Origin of the sequence: Streptomyces sp. NPDC014995 (assembly GCF_043080745.1) — a bacterium.
Classification (GTDB): domain Bacteria; phylum Actinomycetota; class Actinomycetes; order Streptomycetales; family Streptomycetaceae; genus Streptomyces.
This window is the reverse complement of record NZ_JBIBVX010000005.1, coordinates 154,272-173,203: the sequence shown is the minus strand read 5'-3', so window position 1 is coordinate 173,203 and position 18,932 is coordinate 154,272. Positions and strand designations below refer to the sequence as shown.

Below are 18,932 nucleotides of genomic sequence, written 5' to 3'. Positions count from 1 at the left end.
CCGTCGTCACGCGCGTCGCCCGCGCGCGTGGATCGCCCGGCTCATCCGGCGGCCCACGAGCAGGTATCCGATCAGCGCGCCCGCCGTGTTGAGGATGACGTCGTCGATGTCGAAGGCGCGCCCGGTCACCAGCGCGCCCTGGGCGAACTCCACCATCAGCATCACGGACGCCGTCAGCAGCAGCACGCGCAGCAGTCCGCGCGTGCGGGGCGCGAGCACCGGCACCAGGACGCCGAACGGCACGCCCAGCAGCACGTTCCCGCCGATCTGCCGGACCGCGTCGCGCAGTTCGGGCTGGTCGAGGTAGGCCCGCAGCGAGCGGCCCGGCCGCAGGTTGGTGTGGATCAGCGCCTCGGAGGCGGGGGACGGCTCCAGCGTCACGCGGGCGAGCACGGCGGCGAAGCCCACCATGAACGCGAAGGCGAGCAGCATCGCCAGCAGTCGCAGCGGGAACGGCAGCGGCCGGCGCCCGGCGGGCCCCGGTTCCCTCGCCCTCCCGCCCTTCGCCGCCCGGCCCTTGGCGTCCCCGGCCGCGGGCTCGGCCGGCGTCGGCCTCTCGGGCCTGTGGGTGCGCAGGCGGAACGCGTTCCGCGCGCGCAGGACTGCGCCTGGACGTAGGGCTGCACGGGCCATGCGGTCCTCCAGTCGTAACTTCCCTGCGAGATGTGCCGGTTACCCGCGAACGGCCGGAGGATGCCGACGGCGCGGCCGCGCGCGGCCCCGGTCGCCGTCGGCACGGCCCCGGCCTGATCGTCGTCGCGTCAGGCGCCGTACGTCACGCGCACCTCCTCGAAGCCGAGGGAGCGCAGCAGGCCCTGGAGCATGTCGGTGGTGTTGGACTCGGCGCGCGCGGTCAGTTCGCTGTCCTTCGCCGCGTCGCCGATGTGCCGGACGGCGAGCTTCTGCACGGCCTGCTCGCCGTTGGGGTTGTCCGAGAAGAGGTCGCCGAGGCGGTCGAGGAGACCCCGCTGCTTGGAGACCGCGTAGGAGCGTTCGGGGTCGAGGGCCGGGGTGCCGAGCCGGGCGTGGGGCAGCCTGAGGGTGGCCGACGTGCGGTCGTCGTTGACCGTCACGTCCTTCTCGTCGATCTGGCCGAGGTCGACGTAGGCGTCGACGGTGCCCGCCCCCACGTACAGGGTGCGGGTGCCGCGGAGCGCGTCGGGGAGGTACTTGGCGTCCTTCTCCAGGTCCACGACGACCTGGAAGTTGCCGGAGGCCGCGTCGTAACGGCTCATGTCCTGGATCGACTTGAGCAGGGCGGGGCCCGAACGGTCGTGGGTCTCGGTGCCGAAGACGTCGCGCAGGCCCGGCAGCAGGCTCCACCGGATCCCGGCGAACAGGACGACGAGTACCAGCACGACGGCGGTGAGCGCCTTGGCCCAGCCGGGCATGCGCCTGGGGAGGCGCTTGACGGAAGTCGTCATGGTGACGGTCCTCCTTCCTCCTGACCGGATTCCCGCCAACGTCCTTGTCAGACCGCACTGTTGAGGATCTGTGACAGTGCGCTCCTGGTACGGCGCGGACCGCCGGCCGCCGACGCGCCTCTGCCGGGGGTACGGCATGCTCCGGGGCGAGCCCGCGGACGCCGTCGGCCCCTGGCTCGTTGGCCTGCGCGTTTCCGGGCGGCGGGCCGGCGTCGACACCCCCGGCCAGTCCGGCTCCGCGGCCCCGGCGGCGACGTGCCACGCCGTCCGCCCCCGCCGCCCGCCCCTACCCCGACCGGCTCACCGTTCCCGGCCCCGCCGCCGGCCCGCCGAACCCGGGCGTCCGCCCGGCCACCGGCGCGCGGTCGTCCGGTTCCGGCGGTGGTGAGGGTGACGGGGCGGGAGGGATCGGCCAGCATGAGAGAGCCACAGCAGGAGAGAGCCCCGCCGCACCGAGGTCATACGAGGAGCCGATCGTGCGAGACATCTCCGTGTTCAGCGGCAGTGCCCACCCCGACCTCGCCGCCGAGGTCTGCGCCCATCTGGGCGTCCCCCTGAGCCCCACCCGGGTCAGCAGGTTCGCCAACGACTGCCTGGAGGTCCAGCTCCAGGCCAACTGCCGGGAACGTGACGTCTTCCTGGTGCAGCCGCTGGTGCGTCCCGTGCAGGAGCACCTCGTGGAGCTGCTGCTGATGTGCGACGCGGCCCGCGGGGCGTCCGCGGGCCGGATCACCGTCGTCATGCCCCACTACTCCTACGCCCGCTCCGACAAGAAGGACGCCCCGCGCATCTCCCTGGGCGGACGCCTGGTCGCCGACCTGATCGCGGCGTCCGGCGTGCACCGGGTCCTCGCCATGACCCTGCACTCGCCCCAGGTGCACGGCTTCTTCTCGGTCCCCGTCGACCATCTGCACGCCCGCCGTGAGCTGGCCGCCCACTTCCGCCGCTACGACCTCACCCGCACCACCGTCGTCTCACCGGACCTCGGCAACGCCAAGGAGGCCGCCGCGTTCGCCCGGATGATCGACGCCCAGGTCGCGGCCGGCGCCAAGCAGCGGTACGCCGACGACCGGGTCAGCATCAGTTCCGTGATCGGCGAGGTCACCGGCCGGGACGTCATCGTCCTCGACGACGAGATCGCCAAGGGCAGCACGGTCCTGGAACTCCTCGACCGGCTCCGGGAGCTGGCCCCGAGATCGATCCGGGTGGCCTGCACGCACGGCCTGTTCGCGGCGGGCGCCCTCAAACGGCTCAGTGAGCAGGACGACGTCCTGGAGATCGTGTGCACCAACACGGTGCCCGTGCCCGCCGAGGAGCACACGGACAAGCTGCGGATCCTGTCCATCGCGCCCGCCCTCGCCGAAGCCGTACGCCGGATCCACAACGGTGAGTCCGTCAGCGCCCTGTTCGACGCGCCCCGCGGCCAGTAGGCGGGGAGGGGAGGAGCGGCGCGGGCCGTCACCCACCCGGCCGCCGTGCGGGAGGAGCGGGGACTGGGGTTCGCCATCCGTGAGGGCGGGCGCACGGTCGGCGCCGGCCAGGTCACGGAGATCGTCGGGAAGCGCACCGGAACGCGGTCGTCGCGCCGGAGCGCGGTCATAACGAGCCGGACGTGGCCTCGGGCAGCCCCAGGGCGGCGTCCAGCGTCGGGGCCGGCGGCAGCAGCCGGGACAGCCCGGTGGCCCGCAGGACGCGCAGGGTCAGCGGATGGGCGCAGACGAGGTGCAGCTGGCCGCCGTGCTCCAGGACCCGGCTGCGGGCGCGGTAGAGCAGGCGCAGCCCGGAGCAGTCGAAGAAGTCGATCCGGCTCAGGTCGATCACGACCCGCGGGGCGGAACCCGCCGTGGCGTCGTCGAGGCGCGGGGCGATCTCCGTCGCGGCGACGATGTCGATCTCGCCGCGGAACTCCAGCACCGTGTACCCGCGCTCCTGGCGGACGCGCAGGTGCGGGGTGTCCGCGGCGGGTTCCTGCTGCACGACGACATCGCCTCCAACCCGCTCCACCGGTCGGGAGCCTCCAACGGCGGGGGAGCGCACAGCAGTTCCCCGCCCCAGCAAGTTACCCCCGTTGGAGTGAATTCCAGCATGTTCGGTTGACATATGTCTTCGAATTGAGGCCGTGTCTCGACCGAGTTTTTTCGCATCGTGAGCGAAGCCGTGAACGGTGGCCCGGGGCAGGGCCTGCGGCGAGGGCGGACGGGCCTGCGGCGGCGTGCGGACAGTGCCGGGGGCAAGAGCTACGACAGCGCCTGCCACGCCTTGGAGAGGGCCAGCCGGAACTGGTCGGCCTGGCGCCCCGTGAGGTCCCGCACCATCCGCTCCTCCAGCTCCCGCACGGGCCCCGCGTGCCGTGCGAGCAGCTCGCGGCCCTCCTCGGTGAGCAGGATGAGCAGCTCGCGCCGGTTACGCGGATTGCGCTCGCGGCGGATCAGGCCGCGGTTCTCCAGGGAGCGCACCAGGTCGGCGATGGACTGGGCGGTGACGAACGAGTCCCGGGCCAGCTGGGCGGCCGACAGCCCGTCGTGCCGCTCCAGCACGGTGAGCGCCGTGTACTGCAACGCCGTGATCCCGGACGGCTTGACCAGCTCGTCCAGATGGGAGCGCACGACGAGTTCCACCTGCTTCACCATGTAGAGGAGGGACGGGGGCGCCTTGTGGGGCCCGGGTGCGGGCGCTGCCTCGGTTGTCTGGGTGCCGGCCATGGGGCCGAGCCTAGAGCATTGACAGGAAACCTGTCTGTACAGAGACTGCGGACCAACAGGAATCCTGTTTGTTGAAATCTTGGCGACGATGCTGAGGAGTGGTGATGACCACCTTCGAGATCGACCCCGGCCGGCTCTTCGTCGGGGGACAGTGGCGCGAGGCCGCCGACGGAGCGCGCACCGAGGTGGTCGACCCGTCCCGGGGCGCGGTCGTGACCACCGTCGCGGAGGCCGGCGCCGCCGACGTGGACGCGGCGGTGCGGGCCGCCCGCGAGGCCTTCGACGCCGGCCGGTGGTCCGGGCTCAGCGGTCGTGAGCGCGGCCGGATCCTGTACCGCGTGGCCGAGCTGATCCGGGAGAATGCCGACGAGCTCGCACGGCTGGAGAGCCTCGACGTCGGCAAGTCGATCACCCTGGCCCACGCGGTCGACGTGACGAACGCGGCGAACGACTACGAGTACTACGCCTCCCTCGCGTACACCCTCGACGGCGCCATCCGCGACACCCCCATGAACGCGCACGCCTACACCAAGCGCGGCCCGCTCGGCGTGGTCGCCGCGATCACCCCGTTCAACTTCCCGCTGATCCTGGCCGGCTCCAAGATCGCCCCCGCCCTCGCGGCCGGCAACACGGTCGTGCACAAGCCCGCCGACGAGACCCCGCTGAGCGCCCTGTACATGGCCGGGCTGCTCCAGCGCGCCGGCGTGCCCGACGGCGTCGTCAACGTGGTCACCGGCACCGGCCCGGTCGCCGGCGAGGCCCTGCTGCGCCACCCCGGCGTCGACAAGATCGCCTTCACCGGCTCCACCGCGGTCGGCCGGCACGCCGCGAGCGTCGCCGGCGAGTCCCTCAAGCAGGTCACCATGGAGCTCGGCGGCAACGCCGCGCACCTCGTCTTCGAGGACGCCGACCTGGAGAAGGCCGTCGGCGCGATCATCAAGGGCTTCGTCTTCAACACCGGCCAGTTCTGCATGGGCGGCCCCCGCCTGCTGGTCTCCCGCCCGGTCTACGGCACCCTGCTGAACATCCTCGCCGAGGCCGTCCCCGGCGTGCCGGTGGGCGATCCGCGCCGGCCGGAGACCGTCGTCGGCCCGATGGCGGCGGAGAAGCACCTGCGCAAGGTCGAGGAGTACGTCGACATCGCCCGCAAGGAGGGCGGCCGCATCCTGTGCGGAGGCGAGCGCCTGGACCTCGACGGCGGCTACTACTACAAGCCCACCGTCATCGCCGACCTGCCCAACGACTCCCGGGTGATCCAGGAGGAGATCTTCGGCCCGGTCCTCACCGTCCAGCCCTTCGACACCGAGGACGAGGCGGTCGCCCTGGCCAACTCCACGCCGTACGGCCTGGCCTCCGGCGTCCAGACCGGCAACCTGGCCCGCGCCCACCGGGTCGCCGACCGGCTCCAGGCCGGCATCGTCTGGGTCAACGACTGGGCGATGCTCGACCCCGCCGTGCCCTTCGGCGGCGTCAAGGAGTCGGGCTTCGGGCGCGAGTACGGCCCCGAGGCACTCGCCTCCTACACCAAGGTCAAGTCCGTCGTCGTCTCGCTCGACTGAGCGCCGCACCCCAGGAGTCCCCGCGATGTCCCTCACCACACGCGCCGCCGTCGTCGAGAGCGCCGGAGCACCCTTCACCCTCTCCGACGTCGTCCTGGACGACCCCGGCCCGCACGAGGCGGTGGTCCGCCTGGTGGCGACCGGCCTGTGCCACACCGACCTCGGTGTGGCCGGCGGCGGACTGCCCTTCCCGCTGCCCGGAGTCCTCGGCCACGAGGGCGCGGGGGTCGTGGAGGCGGTCGGCTCGGCCGTGACCGGCGTGGCCCCCGGCGACCACGTCGTGCTGTCCTTCACCTCCTGCGGCGAATGCCGCAACTGCCACGGCGGCCACCCGGCCTACTGCTCCACCTGGCTGCAGCTGAACCTCCTCGGGGGCCGCCGCGCCGACGGCACCAGCACCATCAGCCGGGACGGCGAACCCCTCGGCGGCCGCTTCTTCGGCCAGTCGTCCTTCGCCGAGCGGGCGCTGGTGGACGAGCGCAGCCTGGTCGGGGTCGACCCGGAGGTGCCGCTCGCCTCGATCGCCCCGCTGGGCTGCGGGGTGCAGACCGGGGTCGGCGCGGTCTGGAACGTGCTCAAGCCGACGACCGGCAGCACGGTCGTCGTCCTGGGCGCCGGAGCCGTCGGCCTCTCCGCGGTCATGGCCGCCGCGCTCACCCCGGCCACCACGATCGTCGCCGTCGACCGGGTCGCCGAACGCCTCGAACTGGCGAAGGAGCTGGGCGCCACGCACACCGTGGACGCCGGCTCGGCCGTCCTCGGCGAGGCGATCGCCGAGATCACCGGAGGCCAGGGCGCCGACGGCATCGTCGAGACGACCGGCAACGTCGGGGTCCTGCGCCAGGGCGTCGACGCGCTCGCCGCCCGAGGCACCCTGGTCGTGGTCGGTGCCCCGCCCTTCGGCACCGAAGTCGCCCTGGACGTCAACGGGCTGCTCGGCGGCAAGCGGGTCGTCGGCCTCACCCTCGGCGACAGCGAGACGCAGACCTTCATCCCGGCCCTCGTCCGGCTGGTCAAGGAAGGACGGCTGCCGCTGCACCGCCTGATCGGCACCTACGCGTTCGAGGACATCGACCAGGCGGTGCGGGACATGACCGCGGGCAAGACGATCAAGCCCGTGCTCGTGTTCTGAGAGGGACGTTCCGAAGTGCCGAGAGGGACGTCGCGAAGGTTCTGAGAGGGACGTTCCCGGGGCGGACCGTCAGTCGACGGTCAGGACCAGCTTCCCGGTGGTCCGGCCGGTGTCGCCGAGCCTGTGGGCCTCGGCGGCATCGGCCAGCGGGAACGTCCCGGCGATCGTGGCGCGCAGCGTGCCCGCCTCGACCAGCTCGGCGATCGTCCGCATCCCGGCCCGGTCGGCGTCGACGAGCATGCGCACCGCGCGGACGCCCAGCGCCTCCGCCGCGTCGAAGAACTCCCGGGACCCCACCGGCAGGATCGACACCACGATCCCGCCCGGCCGCAGCACCCGCAGGGAGTCCGTCGACGTGCTTCCCCCGATCGTGTCCAGCACCACGTCGACGTCCTTCACCGCCTCGGTGAAGTCCGTCTCCCGGTAGTCGATCACCTCGTCGGCGCCGAGCCGCCGCAGGAAGTCGTGCTTGCCCGCGCTCGCCGTACCGATCACGTACGCGCCGCGCTCCTTTGCGATCTGCACCGCCACGTGCCCGACGCCGCCGGCCGCCGCGTGGATCAGGATCCGCTGCCCGGCCCGGAGTCCGGCGACCTCGCCGAGTGCCTGCAGGGCGGTCAGCGAGACCAGCGGCAGCGCGGCCGCCTGGACGTGGTCGATCACGGCGGGCTTGTGCCACAGGGCGCGGACGGGGGCGATGACGTACTCGGCGTGCGAGCCGTGGCCGTACGGGTAGGGCAGCATGCCGAAGACGTCGTCCCCGGGCGCGAAGGCCGCGACGCCGATGCCCACCTCCTCGACCGTGCCGGAGAGGTCCCAGCCCAGCACGAACGGGGGTCGGCCCAGGAAGCCGCCGGTCGACCGGTGCTTCCAGTCGGTCGGGTTGACGCCGGCGGCCCGGACCCGGACCAGTACCTCGTTGGGGCGCGGCGCGGGCCGCTCCACCTCGGCTTCCCGCAGCACCTCGGGACCGCCGAGGACGTCCTGTCGGATGACACGCATCGTGCGCTCAGTACTCATGGACCACAGCCTGCCAAAGGCGGTACTCCTCGGTGAATGGCAAGATTGCCATCCTTCGATAGGATCGTGCCATGCGTGGCAAGCAGCAGCGTCCCGAACGCGTGGTCGTCCTGGCCCTCGACGGCGTCTACCCCTTCGAGCTGGGCATCCCGAGCCGCGTCCTCGGCGCGGCCGACGGCCGCTACGAGGTGCTGACCTGCACCGTCGACGGCCGACCGGTGCACACCAACGCCGACTTCACCATCGGCGTCGAGCACGGCCCCGAGGTGCTGGAGACGGCCGGCACCGTCGTCATCGCCCCCGTCTCGCCCGACCGGGTCGGCGCCGACCTCCCCGCCCCGGTCTCCGCCGCGCTCGCCCGCATCCGCCCCGACGCGCGCATCGTCTCCATCTGCACCGGCGCCTTCGTCCTGGCCGCCGCCGGCCTCCTCGACGGCCACCGGGCCACCACCCACTGGCAGCTGGCCGAGCACTTCCGCCGGATGTTCCCGCACATCGACCTCGACCCGGACGTCCTGTTCGTCGACGACGGCCGGGTGCTGACCTCGGCCGGGGCCGCCTCCGGCGTCGACGTCTGCCTGCACCTCGTGCGCGGCGACCACGGCAGCGACCTCGCCAACAAGGTGGCCCGCCGCTGCGTCGTCCCGCCCTTCCGGGACGGCGGCCAGGCGCAGTACATCGAACAGCCGGTGCCTGAGGCCGGCGCCGCGAGCACGGCGGCCACCCGCGCCTGGGCGCTGGGACGCCTCGGCGAGCCCCTCACCCTGGCCGACCTCGCCGCCCACGCCCGGATGAGCCTGCGCACCTTCGCCCGCCGCTTCCACGACGAGGTGGGCGTCAGCCCCGGCCGCTGGCTCATCCAGCAGCGCGTGGCGCACGCCCGGCACCTGCTGGAGTCCAGCGACCTGACGGTGGACCAGATCGCCGGCCGGGTCGGCTTCGCCACCGGAGCCTCGCTGCGCCAGCACCTGCACGCGTCGATCGGGGTGTCACCGCAGGCGTACCGCAGGACCTTCCAGACGGCCCGCTGAACGTTCCGGGCCGCCGCCGCGTCGCAGAGGCGCGGGGACAACCGGTGGAACAGGGGCGGGAATGCGCAGAGGGCTCGTGGTGGTGACGGTGCTGGCGGCCGTGACGGCGGTGGCGTGCGGCGACGGGAGCGGGCGGGACGTCGTGGTCGAGGGCACGCCGCCGGCGTCGCCGTACGGCGGGCCGCTGGAGGTGCCCACCGAGGAGCTGGACGAGGACACGCCGCAGGCGCTGCGCCTCGCGTCCGGCGCCGCGGGCCGGGCGCTGGAGTGCGACGGGGAGATCTACGAGGGCGGCGGGCCCGACGGATGGAGCGGGCGCGACGCGGGTGACAGCCCGGAGGAGGGCCTGCGGCTCTACTTCCACATGTTCGACCCGGAGGTCCCCCGGCGCGGCTACCGCGTGGAGCGGGGGAGCGCGGACCGGGTCCTGTACTCCTTCGACGTCGGCGGCAGGACCAAGGTGGCGGTGGTGGTCGCCAGGGACCAGCGGGACCGGCCCGGCTGGGGCCCGGAGACCCACGCCTCCTGCGATCCGGCCGAACTCCCGGCGGAGTTCACGAACTCCTCGTGGTACGAGATCTGGACCGACGACAGCGGCGAGCGGCAGCCGGTCGCACGGATCCACACGTCGGCCGGTGCGGAACACTGCGGCTGGCAGCAGGCGCGCTTCCTAACGCTGGGCCGGGGCGCCGACGCCAGGACGTACGTCCGCGACCCCGACGGCGTCCTCGAACCCGGCATGCTCGACGCCCCGTTCGACGGCGACGTCCGGATGCCCGCCGACGCGCACGACACCGGATACCGCTACCGGGACTGGCAGTTGTGGCTGACGGACGACCGCGCGACGGCGTACGTCCGCACGCCCGACGGCGTCGAGGCCTGGCCCTCGGCGAAGGACGGCGTGGGCTGCATGTGACGCCTCACCGGCTCGCGTGCTCACCGGCTCGCGTGCAGGGCGACCAGCAACTGCCAGACCTGGTCGGCGATCTCGGCGGGCGTGGCCTCGAGCATGCCGTGCAGCCAGTCGGCCAGCACCCCGGCGAAGGTCGCGGCGACGGCCGAGGCGACCAGCGGCGCGTCCGCGGCGCCCGCACGCTCGCGCTCGCGCAGGCTGTACGCCCGCAGGTCCCGGTGCAGCACCCGGCCGAGCGGCCCGCCGCCGCCCGGGGCCAGGAGGGTGCGGTACAGCTCCGTGTGCGGGACGAGAGAGGCGAAGAACTCCGCGAGCGCCGCCGGGGCCCGTACCGGATCGGGCCGCCCCTGCCAGGCGTGCAGCGCCTGAACGGCCTCGCGGACGATGTCCGCGCAGGCGTCGACCGCGAGGGCTTCCAGGTCGGCGTAGTGGACGTAGAAGGTGGCCCGGCCCACGCCCGCCCGGCGCACCAGCGCGGCGACCCCGACCTCCTCCAGCGGCCGCTCGGCGCACTCCTCGAGGAGGGCCGCCCGCAGCCGCGCCCGGGTGCGCGCCGCCCGCGGGTCCTCGGGCTCGCCGCGGCTCACCGCGCGACGAGGACGGCGGCCAGGGCCACGGCACCGGGCAGGGCCTGCGCGACCAGGATCCGGCGGTTCGCGGTGACGGCGCCGTACACGCCCGCCACGATCACGCAGCTCAGGAAGAAGACCTGCGCGCGGAAGCCGGTCGGGTCGGCGGCGACCAGCCCCCATACCAGGCCAGCCGCGAGGAACCCGTTGTACAGCCCCTGGTTGGCGGCCATCGCGGCGGTCGCCCGCGCCATGTCCGGGTCGAAGCCGTGGAACGACCGCCCCGGCTTCCTCTGCCACAGGAACATCTCCATCACCAGGATGTAGACGTGCAGCGCGGCCACCAGGCCCACCAGCACGTTCGCGACGGCTACCACGGTCTCCCCCACTTCTTGGACAGGTGTCCGGCTTGGACAGGTGTCCACTATAGCTGGACAGCTGTCCAAGAAGCTTCCGCGGGTCACACTGGAGACATGACCTCAGCACCCGCACGCTCCCCACAACAGCGCAAGCACGACACCCTGCGCCGGCTGGAACACGACGTCGACGCCTGGGTCGCCACGGCCGCCGAGGACGGCGCGGCCCCCTATCTGGTCCCGCTCTCGTTCGTCTGGGACGGCGCCACCCTCCTCGTCGCCACCCCGGCCACCAGCCGCACCGGCCGCAATCTGCGCGCCACCGGCGTCACCCGCCTCGGCATCGGCCCGACCGACGACGTCGTCCTGGTCGAGGGCACCGCGGTGGCCGTGGAGCCCGCCGAACTGCCGGAGGAGGACGCCGAGATCTTCGCCGGCAAGACCGGCTTCGACCCGCGCCGACTGGCCGCGCCCTACCTGTACTTCCGCATCCTGCCGCGCCGCATCCAGGCCTGGCGTACGGCGGGCGAGACCGACGGGCGGGAGCTGATGCGGGACGGGCAGTGGCTGGTGCGCGACTGAAACCGGGGTATCCGCAAGGTTCGGGGGCGGTGCCGGTCCGTCCCCGCACCGAATCTGCGGAGGAGACATGGCACTGGTGAAAGCGGGCGTCGTGGTGCTCGACTGCGCCGAGCCCGAGAAGCTCGCCGAGTTCTACAAGGGGCTGCTGGACGCCCGGGAGACCGACGCCACCGCCAACCGGGTGGAGATCGAGGGCGCCGGCGGAACCCGGCTCGCCCTGCGCCGCGACGCCAACGCGACCCCGCCCAGCTGGCCCCGCCCCGAGAACTCCCTCCAGGTCCACCTGGACTTCCTCGTCGACGACCTGGACGAGGCGGAGCGCAAGGTCGTGAGCCTCGGCGGACGCCCCCTGGACACCAAGGGCGCCCCCGGCCCGTACGAGGAGCGCGGCTACGCCGACCCGGCCGGCCACTCCTTCACCCTGCGGCGGGTGGCCTCCATGGCACCGAAGCAGGGCTGAGGGACGCTCCCCGGGGGCGGGGCGGGGGCCGACCCCGCCCCGCGCGGCTCAGTCCCGGCCCCCCTTCTCCTTCGTCGGCCACACCCCCGTGGACCGTTCGATCGCCTTCGCCCCCGTGCGGTCCGCCGCGCTGCGCACCGCGGCGAAGATCGCGCCCTGGATCGCCGCGGCCAGCAGGACCTCCCCCCAGCCGCGGTCCTTGTCCAGGGCGTCGGGCGCGTCGTCCTCGTGCCGTACCACCTTCCAGACCTTGCGGAAGGCCATCCCGGCGAGCGCTCCGCTCGCCCAGCCGAACACGAATCCGACGGGCTGGTAGATGAGGGGAAGTTTCTGTTTCTTGCCCACGTGCGCCTCCTTGTGGCGTAGGGATGGGGAAAGGGATGGATGAACGGGGGACAGGGGACCAGGGGACAGGGGGAGAGGGGCGGGAAGCCGGGGCAGGGGTCAGGGTCAGGGCCGGCCCCGGGACGGGACCTCCTCACCGGCGCGCACCGGGCCCGGCGGCGTCCCGTCGCCGAACGGCCGGCCGCCGAGTTCCTCCCGGTGGTGCGGGGTCAGCCAGCCGGACAGCTCGGGCCCGAGAGGGACGATCCCGGTCGGGTTGATACCGGTGTGCACCTGGTAGTAGTGCCGCTTGATGTGGTCGAAGTCGACGGTGTCACCGAATCCGGGCGTCTGGAAGAGGTCCCGGGCGTACGCCCACAGCACCTGGTTCTCCGTCACCTTCCAGCGGTTGCACTTGAAGTGGCCGTGGTAGACGGCGTCGAACCGCACCAGCGTGGTGAACAGCCGGATGTCCGCCTCGGTGATCGTGTCGCCGACGAGGTAGCGCCGGCCGGCCAGCCGGGACGCCAGCAGCTCCAGCCGCCGGAAGACTCCGGCGCACGCCTCGTCGTACTCGTCCTGCCGGTGCGCGAAACCCGCCCGGTACACCCCGTTGTTGACGTCCTCGTAGATCTCCGCCATGACCGCGTCGATCTCGTCGCGCCGCTCCCGCGGGTACAGGTCGGGCGCACCGGGCCGGTGCAGGCCGGTCCACTCGGTGGCGAGGTCCAGGGTGATGCGCTGGTAGTCGTTGGTGACCAGCTCGCCGCTGGGCACGTCCACGATCGCCGGCACGCTCACCCCGCCCGGAGGGTCGCTCTCCCGCTTGTCGTACGCCTCGGCGAGGTAGCGGATGCCGAGGACCGGGTCGCGGCCGTCGGGGTCGAGGGTGAAGCGCCAGCTTCGGTCGTCCTGCACCGGGTCGGCGATCGCCATCGACAGCGCGTCCTCCAGACCGAGCAGCCGCCGGGAGATCACCGCCCGGCTCGCCCAGGGACAGGCGCGGCTGACCACCAGGCGGTAACGGCCGGCCTCGACCGGCCAGCCGTCCCGGCCGTCCGCGGTGATCCGGTCGGTGAAGTGGCTCTTGGAACGCGTGAAGGCCTTGTGCCCGTAGGCGCTGTTGCCGTCGCCCCCGCCGCTCATCGTTCCTCCCGCTGGTGGTGGTGCGTGTGTCCTGCACAACGCGTTCCCCGTTTTCCGCCGACGGCACGGTGTGAGTGCGTCCGGCCGGGGCAGTCGCCGGAGGTGACTGGGACATCCTCGGAACACACCACGCGACGAAACCCCGGAAGGACGACGACAGCGCATGGCGAGCAGCACGCCGGACCGGCGGCGGACCGCAGGACACGCGTCACCGTGCTCGTGGCCCTCGCGGCCAACCTGGTCATCGCCGTAGCCAAGGCGGCCGGCGGCCTGCTCGCGGCCTCACCCGCGCTGCTGTCGGAGGCGGCCCACTCCGTCGCCGACAGCCTCAACGAGGTCTTCCTCCTCGCCGCGCTGCGCCGCAGCCGCCGACCGGCCGACCGGCGCCACCCCTTCGGCTACGGCAAGGAGCGCTTCTTCTGGTCGCTGCTGGCGGCCGTAGGCATCTTCGTCATGGGTGGCTGCTTCTCCTTCTTCCAGGGCATCGAGGCCCTCAGGACCGGCGGCGAGGAGAAGTTCGGCGGATATGTGGCGGGCCTGACCGTGCTCGGCGTCGCCCTCCTCGCCGAGGGCGCCTCGCTGCTGCGGGCCCTGTACCAGGTGCGCCGGCAGGGCGGCACCGCCGGACTGCGCGATCCCGCCCTGCGCACGGTCGTCGCCGAGGACGGCACGGCGGTGCTCGGCGTCACCCTGGCCGCGGCCGGCATGGGCCTGCACATGGCCACCGGACAGGTCGTGTGGGAGGCGTGCGCCTCGCTCGCGATCGGCGCCCTGCTCGTCTACGTCGCCTACGGCCTCGGCCGGGAGGCCCGTGACCAGCTGATCGGCGAGGCCGCCGACCCCGAGACCGGCAGCCGGATCCACGCCCTGCTGGCGGCCCAGCCGGAGATCGACAGCGTGGAGGCGCTGTTCACGATGAAGACGGGCATCGACTCCACCCTCGTGGCGGCCCGCGTCGACCTCGTGCCGGGCCTGGACAGCGAGCGGGTCGAGGAGGTCGCCGTCCGCATCAAGCGGTCCGTGGCCGGCGCGGTTCCCGAGGCGGACCAGATCTTCCTCGACGTGACCGACCGTCCCGCCCGGGAGACGGCAGAAAGCCCCGCCGCGACGGGGGAACGCGGCGGGGCCTGACCTTCAGGTGCCCGGCCCGCACGCGTCCATGCGCGTCCCCGGCAGATTTTTCTACGAGATTTTTCCCGGGCCGGAAGCGAGGTCAGTGACGGCCGGCCGGCTCCAGGACGAAGACCGGAATCTCCCGGTCGGTCTTCTCCTGGTAGTCGGCGTACGGCGGATACGCGGCGACGGCACGCTCCCACCACTCGGCCTTCTCCGCGCCGGTGACCTCACGGGCCGTCATGTCCTGCTTGACGGGGCCGTCCTGGAGTTCCACCCGGGGATCGGCCGTGATGTTGTGGTACCAGACCGGGTGCGTGGGCGCCCCGCCCTGGGAGGCCACCACGGCGTACCGCCCGTCGTGCTCGACCCGCATCAGCGGCGTCTTGCGGATCTTCCCGCTCTTCGCGCCCCGCGTGGTCAGCAGGATGACGGGCAGCCCCGTGTCCCGCAACGTCGTGCCCTTCGTGCCGCCGGAGCTCTCGTACAACTCCACCTGCTCACGCACCCACTGGGTCGGGCTGGGCTCGTACTCACCCTCGAGAGGCATGGCATCCGTCCCCTTCTTCGTGTCTGGACATCTCGTCGGCACATCGCGTCCGAGTCGCATCGTGCCTCAACACAGGTACACCCGCGTTTCATCCGCGGCGCGTCCCACGCCACGAGTACGCCATGCCCCCGCACATAATCGCCCCGTCCGGCACGGTCGGAGGCGGGGGCCGCCCTCCCGGCGGACGACGCCGAGGTGTCAGGCGGTTCCTAGACCACCATCCGCACGGCCAGCACCGTCATCACGGCGCTCGACACGAGCGCCGTGACCAGCCGCCCCCGGTGCCCGGTCAGCGCGCGCCCCAGCAGCGCGCCGCCCCCGGCCAGCAGTACCTGCCAGCTCGCGGACGCGACGAAGGCCGCCAGCACGAACACGCCCTGATCCAGGGGGCGTACGGCGTCCGCGCCGCCGCTGCCGAGGACCAGCGCGGCGAAGTAGACCACCGTGGTCGGGTTGAGGAGGGTGATGCCCAGCAGACTCAGAAAGGCCCGGACCGGACCGGGCGGCGGCGGGTCGGACCGGGTGGTGAGCCGGTGGGCGCGGTACCGGCGTACGGCCGCCACCGCGCCCCACGCCGCCAGCGCCAGCAGCGCCAGGGCCGAGGCCCAGCGCAGCGGTCCCAGCACCGGACGCAGCGCGGCGGCGACCGCGGAGCCCCCGACGGTGGCCAGCAGGGCGTAGAGCCCGTCGGCGGTGGCGACCCCGAGCGCGGCGCACACTCCGGTGCGCAGGGAGGTGCGGGCGGTGAGGGAGACGAGGTAGGTCCCGACCGCGCCGACGGGTACGGCGATGCCGTAGCCCGCGACCAGGCCGGCGACGAGCGCGGCCGTCATGAGTTCGTGGGACCGGGCCTCCGGCGGCGGCCGGGCTGCTGCCGGCCCCGCGCCGGGAGAGCGGCGGCGGACAGCGGCGGCACAGGAGCTGCGTAGGTGGGCATGGCCAGATCCTGCGGGTGGGGCGGGCCGGCGGCAACCGGATTTCCGGGGCCGGAGCGGTGACCTCTTCGTTCCGTTCCCCGGCCGCGCAGTGCCGCGCGGCGTCCGGTTCCGGTCACAGAGCCCGAGGCGTCGATCCGGCCGAACCGAGCGTCGCCGTCCGGACGCCAGGGGCATCCGATGAGGTTCGGCACGACGCCCATCGCCTGAGGGGTCTGCCCATGACGGACGCGACGGACACAACGGACGCGACGGATACGACGGTCCCTCTTCGACCGCCTGCCCGGCCTGCGCCCGGCCCGCGCCCGGTCGTCCCGGCCGACGAGGTCCCCCGCAAACCCGGCGACACGATCCAGGGGATGCTGGAACTCCCCGTGACCTGGTAAGAGGCTCAGGCCATGCACATCGACATCGACACGGACGTCTGCATCGGCGCCGGCCAGTGCGCCCTGACCGCCCCCGGCGTCTTCGCCCAGGACGACGACGGCTTCGGCACCCTTCTGCCCGGTCGGGAGGACGGCACCGACGACCCGATGACCCGAGAGGCCGCGCGGGCCTGCCCGGTCGGCGCGATCAGACTGACGGACACGGCCTGACGTCGTGCGACGGGACCGCTCCGCGACACCGCGCGGACGAAGTCCTCCCTGGAGGGCGCACAGGCGGTTCGGGCGAGCGGGCCGAGGCGCGGCACAGCACCCTGCCGCCCGGTCCGCTGCCCGGTACCGCCCGGGGACGCCCCGGCTCGCGCCCCGTATCCGCTTCAACCGTACGGAGTTGAACGGAAGTCCCCCTACAACCCGGGATGCGGGACGGCAACCGAGGGCGGACGATGGGGAGGGCGCGCTTCCGACTCCGGGACCGGTTCACCGCGGAGGCACCCGTTCACCGCACGGAGCACCGGCATGCCCGTGCTCCGTCACGACATCGGAACGACCTTGGCGGCCGTCCGCCCGGAGGCCGACGCGCGCTCGCGGCCATTCATCGCCCGCCCCGTCACGGCGACCACACCGACCCCCACGGGCCTGTGAACCGTACGACCGCCGTGACCGGGCGGCACGCCCGCGGCAGGAGCATCCGTCATGACACAGTTGATCGACAAGCGGAACCTGGACTACGACCGGCTGACCGAAGTCGCGGACGCCGGGGCGTTCCTCGACGAGACCGCGCGGGTCGCGGAGTCGGTGCACCACACCCTCATCGCCGAGGGCAGCAAGGTGAACCGCTTCACCGGGCACCTGACCGAGCTCCGCGTGGAGGGCGCGCCCGCCCTCGCGGAGCGGGCGCGCGACGGCCGCCCGGACGGGGAGTACATCGCACGGGCCAAGGAGTACCTCGCCTCCGTCGCGGAGGCGATCGGGTTCGCCTCCGGGGAGCCCGCCGAGTTCGAGGCCGATCCGAAGGTGATGGCCACCAGCGAGGGCCTGCGCGTGGTCAGTCTCCAGCAGGTGCTCAACGGCATCGAGGTCTGGGGCATGGCCCCCAAGGTGTGGCTGCGCGAGGACGGCGCCGTGGACCGGGTCGTCGGCGACACGGCGAGCGTGGGGGTGGACGTGCCCACGATGCCTGCGGTGCCGCCCGAGGCGGCCCTCACCGTGGCCGCGGCGGAGGCCGCCGAGCCGAGAACGGTCGAAAGCCCCTTCGGCACCGACGAACTGCCCGCCCTGGACGTCTCGGCCGGCTTCTCCCGGCTGACCCACCAGGCACTCAACGCCCAGCCGATGACCTTCGACCAGGGCCCCTTCGACGAGGTGATCCCCGCCCGGCTGGTCTACCTCTACATGGGGGACGAGGTCCGTCTCGCCTGGTCGTTCAGGTTCTCCCGGGACCGAGGGGCCGCGCAGTACCACGCGCTCGTGGAGGCCGACGACCGTACGGCGGACCCGGCGGCGCCCCAGATCCTGTACTTCCAGGACCTGACCAGCCACGTCATCGCGGGACGGGTCTTCCGGCGCAACCCGGCCGAGAGCACCTTCGACCGGGCGCCCTTCCCGCTGCCGCTCACCGACTATCCGACCGAACCGCTGTCGAAGCCGCTGCCCGGGTTCCCCGGTGACTGGACCACACGGACGAACGGCCATGTGGCGACCGCCGGCAACAACGTGCTCGCCGTCGACGGGGCCACCCGCCGCAGCGTCGAGATCGACGTCGACCCGGAGGGCAACGGCGTGTTCGACCCGGAGCCGGACACGCCGGAGCAGTTCGTCACCAACATCTTCTTCTTCTGCAACTACATGCACGACTTCTTCATGACGCTCGACTTCACGGAGGAGCACGGCAACTTCCAGACCGTCAACGTCACGGGGCTGGGCAAGGGCGCCGACCCGGTCCACGCCTTCGCCCACCCCGGCCCGGTCATCGGCACGGCCAACATGGCCACTCCCGCGGACGGCTCGGCAGCGGTGATGAACATGGGTCTGGTCGCCCGCTCCGGCCGGCACACCGCCAACGACGCGGACGTCGTCTTCCACGAGTTCGTGCACGGGGTGACCAACCGGCTCGTCGGCGGCCTGCACGACGCCAACGGGCTGCGGGAACTCCAGTCGAGGGCGATGGGCGAGGGCTGGTCGGACTTCTTCGCGCTGACCACCCGCAACTTCTTCCAGGACCGCGAACGCACCGTCGTCGGCAACTGGGTCGTCGACAGCGACCAGGGCATCCGCCAGCGGCCGTACGACGACCGGTATCCGGGCGGCTTCGGCGACATCGGCAAGGGCCCCGGGGAACTCCCGGACGGACTCGACTACACGAAGATCCACAACGTGGGCGAGATCTGGTGCGCCGCGCTCATGGACATGACCCGCCGGATCGGCGCGGCCCTCGACAGCAAGCAGCGCGGCTACCGCGTCGCCTGGCAGGCCGTCGTCGACGGACTGAAACTCACCCCGAAGAACCCGACCCTCCTCCTCTCCCGCGACGCGATCCTGCGCGCCCTGAGGGACCTCGCGGGCGACAAGGTCACCGAGGCCGAGTACCCGGCGGTCCGGCGCGCGGCCTGGGAGGCCTTCGCCCGCTTCGGCATGGGCTTCGACGCCTTCTGCCCGAACGCCTCCCTGCGGGGCTGCCGGGCCGGCACACAACTGCCGCCACAGGGACACGAGGACTGACCGCGACCGGCC

General features: G+C 72.9%; 21 protein-coding genes. 10 read left to right on the top strand and 11 right to left on the bottom strand.

Going from position 1 to position 18,932, the window contains the following annotated elements; translation table 11 throughout:
* Positions 1-6 precede the first annotated feature (6 nt).
* Both ACF1A1_RS12495 and ACF1A1_RS12490 read right to left on the bottom strand, forming a co-directional pair.
* Positions 7-633, bottom strand: a complete 627-nt coding sequence (locus tag ACF1A1_RS12495) for a VanZ family protein (RefSeq protein WP_391999272.1) — start codon at positions 631-633, stop codon at positions 7-9.
* A gap of 128 nt (positions 634-761) precedes the next feature.
* Positions 762-1,424: a DUF4230 domain-containing protein gene (locus ACF1A1_RS12490; RefSeq protein WP_391999271.1), complete on the bottom strand. Its 663-nt coding sequence runs from the start codon at positions 1,422-1,424 to the stop codon at positions 762-764.
* Between the two features lie 476 nt (positions 1,425-1,900).
* On the opposite strand from ACF1A1_RS12490, the gene ACF1A1_RS12485 reads away from it, so the two are divergent.
* Entirely contained in the window at positions 1,901-2,854 is a 954-nt protein-coding gene (locus tag ACF1A1_RS12485; RefSeq protein ID WP_391999270.1) for a ribose-phosphate diphosphokinase, read from the top strand.
* A gap of 166 nt (positions 2,855-3,020) precedes the next feature.
* Here ACF1A1_RS12485 and ACF1A1_RS12480 read toward each other — a convergent pair whose 3' ends face one another.
* Entirely contained in the window at positions 3,021-3,401 is a 381-nt protein-coding gene (locus tag ACF1A1_RS12480; protein WP_391999269.1) for an anti-sigma factor antagonist, read from the bottom strand.
* A 260-nt stretch (positions 3,402-3,661) separates the two neighbouring features.
* Positions 3,662-4,126 (bottom strand): MarR family winged helix-turn-helix transcriptional regulator, encoded by a 465-nt coding sequence (locus ACF1A1_RS12475; RefSeq protein ID WP_391999267.1) that lies wholly within the window; start codon positions 4,124-4,126, stop codon positions 3,662-3,664.
* Between the two features lie 104 nt (positions 4,127-4,230).
* Between ACF1A1_RS12475 and ACF1A1_RS12470 the strand changes: the two genes are divergently transcribed.
* Together ACF1A1_RS12470 and ACF1A1_RS12465 are read left to right on the top strand one after the other, a co-directional pair.
* Positions 4,231-5,685, top strand: a complete 1,455-nt coding sequence (locus ACF1A1_RS12470) for an aldehyde dehydrogenase family protein (RefSeq protein WP_391999266.1) — start codon at positions 4,231-4,233, stop codon at positions 5,683-5,685.
* Between the two features lie 25 nt (positions 5,686-5,710).
* On the top strand, positions 5,711-6,817 hold the full coding sequence (locus tag ACF1A1_RS12465) for an NAD(P)-dependent alcohol dehydrogenase (RefSeq protein ID WP_391999264.1): 1,107 nt from the start codon (positions 5,711-5,713) through the stop codon (positions 6,815-6,817).
* A gap of 69 nt (positions 6,818-6,886) precedes the next feature.
* On the opposite strand, the gene ACF1A1_RS12460 is transcribed toward ACF1A1_RS12465, so the two are convergent.
* The gene (locus tag ACF1A1_RS12460; protein WP_391999262.1) at positions 6,887-7,837 is read right to left on the bottom strand and encodes an NADP-dependent oxidoreductase; all 951 of its coding nucleotides are present in this window, start codon (positions 7,835-7,837) and stop codon (positions 6,887-6,889) included.
* 71 nt (positions 7,838-7,908) lie between these two features.
* Between ACF1A1_RS12460 and ACF1A1_RS12455 the strand changes: the two genes are divergently transcribed.
* Positions 7,909-8,868, top strand: a complete 960-nt coding sequence (locus ACF1A1_RS12455) for a GlxA family transcriptional regulator (protein WP_391999260.1) — start codon at positions 7,909-7,911, stop codon at positions 8,866-8,868.
* 61 nt (positions 8,869-8,929) lie between these two features.
* Positions 8,930-9,784: a hypothetical protein gene (locus ACF1A1_RS12450; protein ID WP_391999259.1), complete on the top strand. Its 855-nt coding sequence runs from the start codon at positions 8,930-8,932 to the stop codon at positions 9,782-9,784.
* Between the two features lie 20 nt (positions 9,785-9,804).
* Here the strand turns inward: ACF1A1_RS12450 and ACF1A1_RS12445 are convergent, their stop codons facing one another.
* Positions 9,805-10,368: a TetR/AcrR family transcriptional regulator gene (locus tag ACF1A1_RS12445; RefSeq protein ID WP_391999257.1), complete on the bottom strand. Its 564-nt coding sequence runs from the start codon at positions 10,366-10,368 to the stop codon at positions 9,805-9,807.
* On the bottom strand, positions 10,365-10,727 hold the full coding sequence (locus tag ACF1A1_RS12440; protein WP_391999255.1) for a DUF1304 domain-containing protein: 363 nt from the start codon (positions 10,725-10,727) through the stop codon (positions 10,365-10,367). Before ACF1A1_RS12440 ends, ACF1A1_RS12445 begins: the two co-directional genes overlap by 4 nt.
* Before the next feature lie 96 nt (positions 10,728-10,823).
* Here ACF1A1_RS12440 and ACF1A1_RS12435 point away from each other — a divergent pair, with 96 nt between their 5' ends.
* Together ACF1A1_RS12435 and ACF1A1_RS12430 are read left to right on the top strand one after the other, a co-directional pair.
* Complete coding sequence (locus ACF1A1_RS12435; RefSeq protein WP_391999253.1) at positions 10,824-11,288, top strand: pyridoxamine 5'-phosphate oxidase family protein; 465 nt, start codon at positions 10,824-10,826, stop codon at positions 11,286-11,288.
* A 67-nt stretch (positions 11,289-11,355) separates the two neighbouring features.
* Positions 11,356-11,748 (top strand): VOC family protein, encoded by a 393-nt coding sequence (locus tag ACF1A1_RS12430; RefSeq protein ID WP_391999251.1) that lies wholly within the window; start codon positions 11,356-11,358, stop codon positions 11,746-11,748.
* Positions 11,749-11,796: 48 nt separating this feature from the next.
* On the opposite strand, the gene ACF1A1_RS12425 is transcribed toward ACF1A1_RS12430, so the two are convergent.
* Together ACF1A1_RS12425 and ACF1A1_RS12420 are read right to left on the bottom strand one after the other, a co-directional pair.
* Positions 11,797-12,093, bottom strand: coding sequence for a DUF4235 domain-containing protein (locus ACF1A1_RS12425; protein ID WP_391999249.1), 297 nt, complete (start codon positions 12,091-12,093; stop codon positions 11,797-11,799).
* A gap of 105 nt (positions 12,094-12,198) precedes the next feature.
* On the bottom strand, positions 12,199-13,218 hold the full coding sequence (locus tag ACF1A1_RS12420) for a glutathione S-transferase family protein (RefSeq protein WP_391999247.1): 1,020 nt from the start codon (positions 13,216-13,218) through the stop codon (positions 12,199-12,201).
* A 213-nt stretch (positions 13,219-13,431) separates the two neighbouring features.
* Between ACF1A1_RS12420 and ACF1A1_RS12415 the strand changes: the two genes are divergently transcribed.
* Entirely contained in the window at positions 13,432-14,349 is a 918-nt protein-coding gene (locus tag ACF1A1_RS12415; protein ID WP_391999246.1) for a cation diffusion facilitator family transporter, read from the top strand.
* 82 nt (positions 14,350-14,431) lie between these two features.
* Here ACF1A1_RS12415 and ACF1A1_RS12410 read toward each other — a convergent pair whose 3' ends face one another.
* Together ACF1A1_RS12410 and ACF1A1_RS12405 are read right to left on the bottom strand one after the other, a co-directional pair.
* A complete protein-coding gene (locus ACF1A1_RS12410; protein ID WP_391999245.1) occupies positions 14,432-14,881 on the bottom strand; it encodes a nitroreductase family deazaflavin-dependent oxidoreductase in 450 nt (149 codons plus the stop codon).
* A 209-nt stretch (positions 14,882-15,090) separates the two neighbouring features.
* Positions 15,091-15,714 carry a LysE family transporter gene (locus tag ACF1A1_RS12405; protein WP_391999243.1) on the bottom strand — a complete coding sequence of 208 codons (624 nt, stop codon included), beginning with the start codon at positions 15,712-15,714 and terminating at the stop codon, positions 15,091-15,093.
* Positions 15,715-16,214: 500 nt separating this feature from the next.
* On the opposite strand from ACF1A1_RS12405, the gene ACF1A1_RS12400 reads away from it, so the two are divergent.
* Together ACF1A1_RS12400 and ACF1A1_RS12395 are read left to right on the top strand one after the other, a co-directional pair.
* On the top strand, positions 16,215-16,412 hold the full coding sequence (locus tag ACF1A1_RS12400; protein WP_391999242.1) for a ferredoxin: 198 nt from the start codon (positions 16,215-16,217) through the stop codon (positions 16,410-16,412).
* A 483-nt stretch (positions 16,413-16,895) separates the two neighbouring features.
* Complete coding sequence (locus tag ACF1A1_RS12395; protein ID WP_391999240.1) at positions 16,896-18,920, top strand: M36 family metallopeptidase; 2,025 nt, start codon at positions 16,896-16,898, stop codon at positions 18,918-18,920.
* The last annotated feature ends 12 nt before the right edge of the window (positions 18,921-18,932 follow it).

Coding starts and splice junctions, on each gene's coding strand:
- ACF1A1_RS12495 (WP_391999272.1), bottom strand. CDS start 633: ATGGCCCGTGCAGCCCTACGTCCAGGCGCAGTCCTGCGCGCGCGGAAC.
- ACF1A1_RS12490 (WP_391999271.1), bottom strand. CDS start 1,424: ATGACGACTTCCGTCAAGCGCCTCCCCAGGCGCATGCCCGGCTGGGCC.
- ACF1A1_RS12475 (WP_391999267.1), bottom strand. CDS start 4,126: ATGGCCGGCACCCAGACAACCGAGGCAGCGCCCGCACCCGGGCCCCAC.
- ACF1A1_RS12470 (WP_391999266.1), top strand. CDS start 4,231: ATGACCACCTTCGAGATCGACCCCGGCCGGCTCTTCGTCGGGGGACAG.
- ACF1A1_RS12465 (WP_391999264.1), top strand. CDS start 5,711: ATGTCCCTCACCACACGCGCCGCCGTCGTCGAGAGCGCCGGAGCACCC.
- ACF1A1_RS12460 (WP_391999262.1), bottom strand. CDS start 7,837: ATGAGTACTGAGCGCACGATGCGTGTCATCCGACAGGACGTCCTCGGC.
- ACF1A1_RS12455 (WP_391999260.1), top strand. CDS start 7,909: ATGCGTGGCAAGCAGCAGCGTCCCGAACGCGTGGTCGTCCTGGCCCTC.
- ACF1A1_RS12450 (WP_391999259.1), top strand. CDS start 8,930: ATGCGCAGAGGGCTCGTGGTGGTGACGGTGCTGGCGGCCGTGACGGCG.
- ACF1A1_RS12435 (WP_391999253.1), top strand. CDS start 10,824: ATGACCTCAGCACCCGCACGCTCCCCACAACAGCGCAAGCACGACACC.
- ACF1A1_RS12430 (WP_391999251.1), top strand. CDS start 11,356: ATGGCACTGGTGAAAGCGGGCGTCGTGGTGCTCGACTGCGCCGAGCCC.
- ACF1A1_RS12420 (WP_391999247.1), bottom strand. CDS start 13,218: ATGAGCGGCGGGGGCGACGGCAACAGCGCCTACGGGCACAAGGCCTTC.
- ACF1A1_RS12410 (WP_391999245.1), bottom strand. CDS start 14,881: ATGCCTCTCGAGGGTGAGTACGAGCCCAGCCCGACCCAGTGGGTGCGT.
- ACF1A1_RS12405 (WP_391999243.1), bottom strand. CDS start 15,714: ATGACGGCCGCGCTCGTCGCCGGCCTGGTCGCGGGCTACGGCATCGCC.
- ACF1A1_RS12400 (WP_391999242.1), top strand. CDS start 16,215: ATGCACATCGACATCGACACGGACGTCTGCATCGGCGCCGGCCAGTGC.
- ACF1A1_RS12395 (WP_391999240.1), top strand. CDS start 16,896: ATGACACAGTTGATCGACAAGCGGAACCTGGACTACGACCGGCTGACC.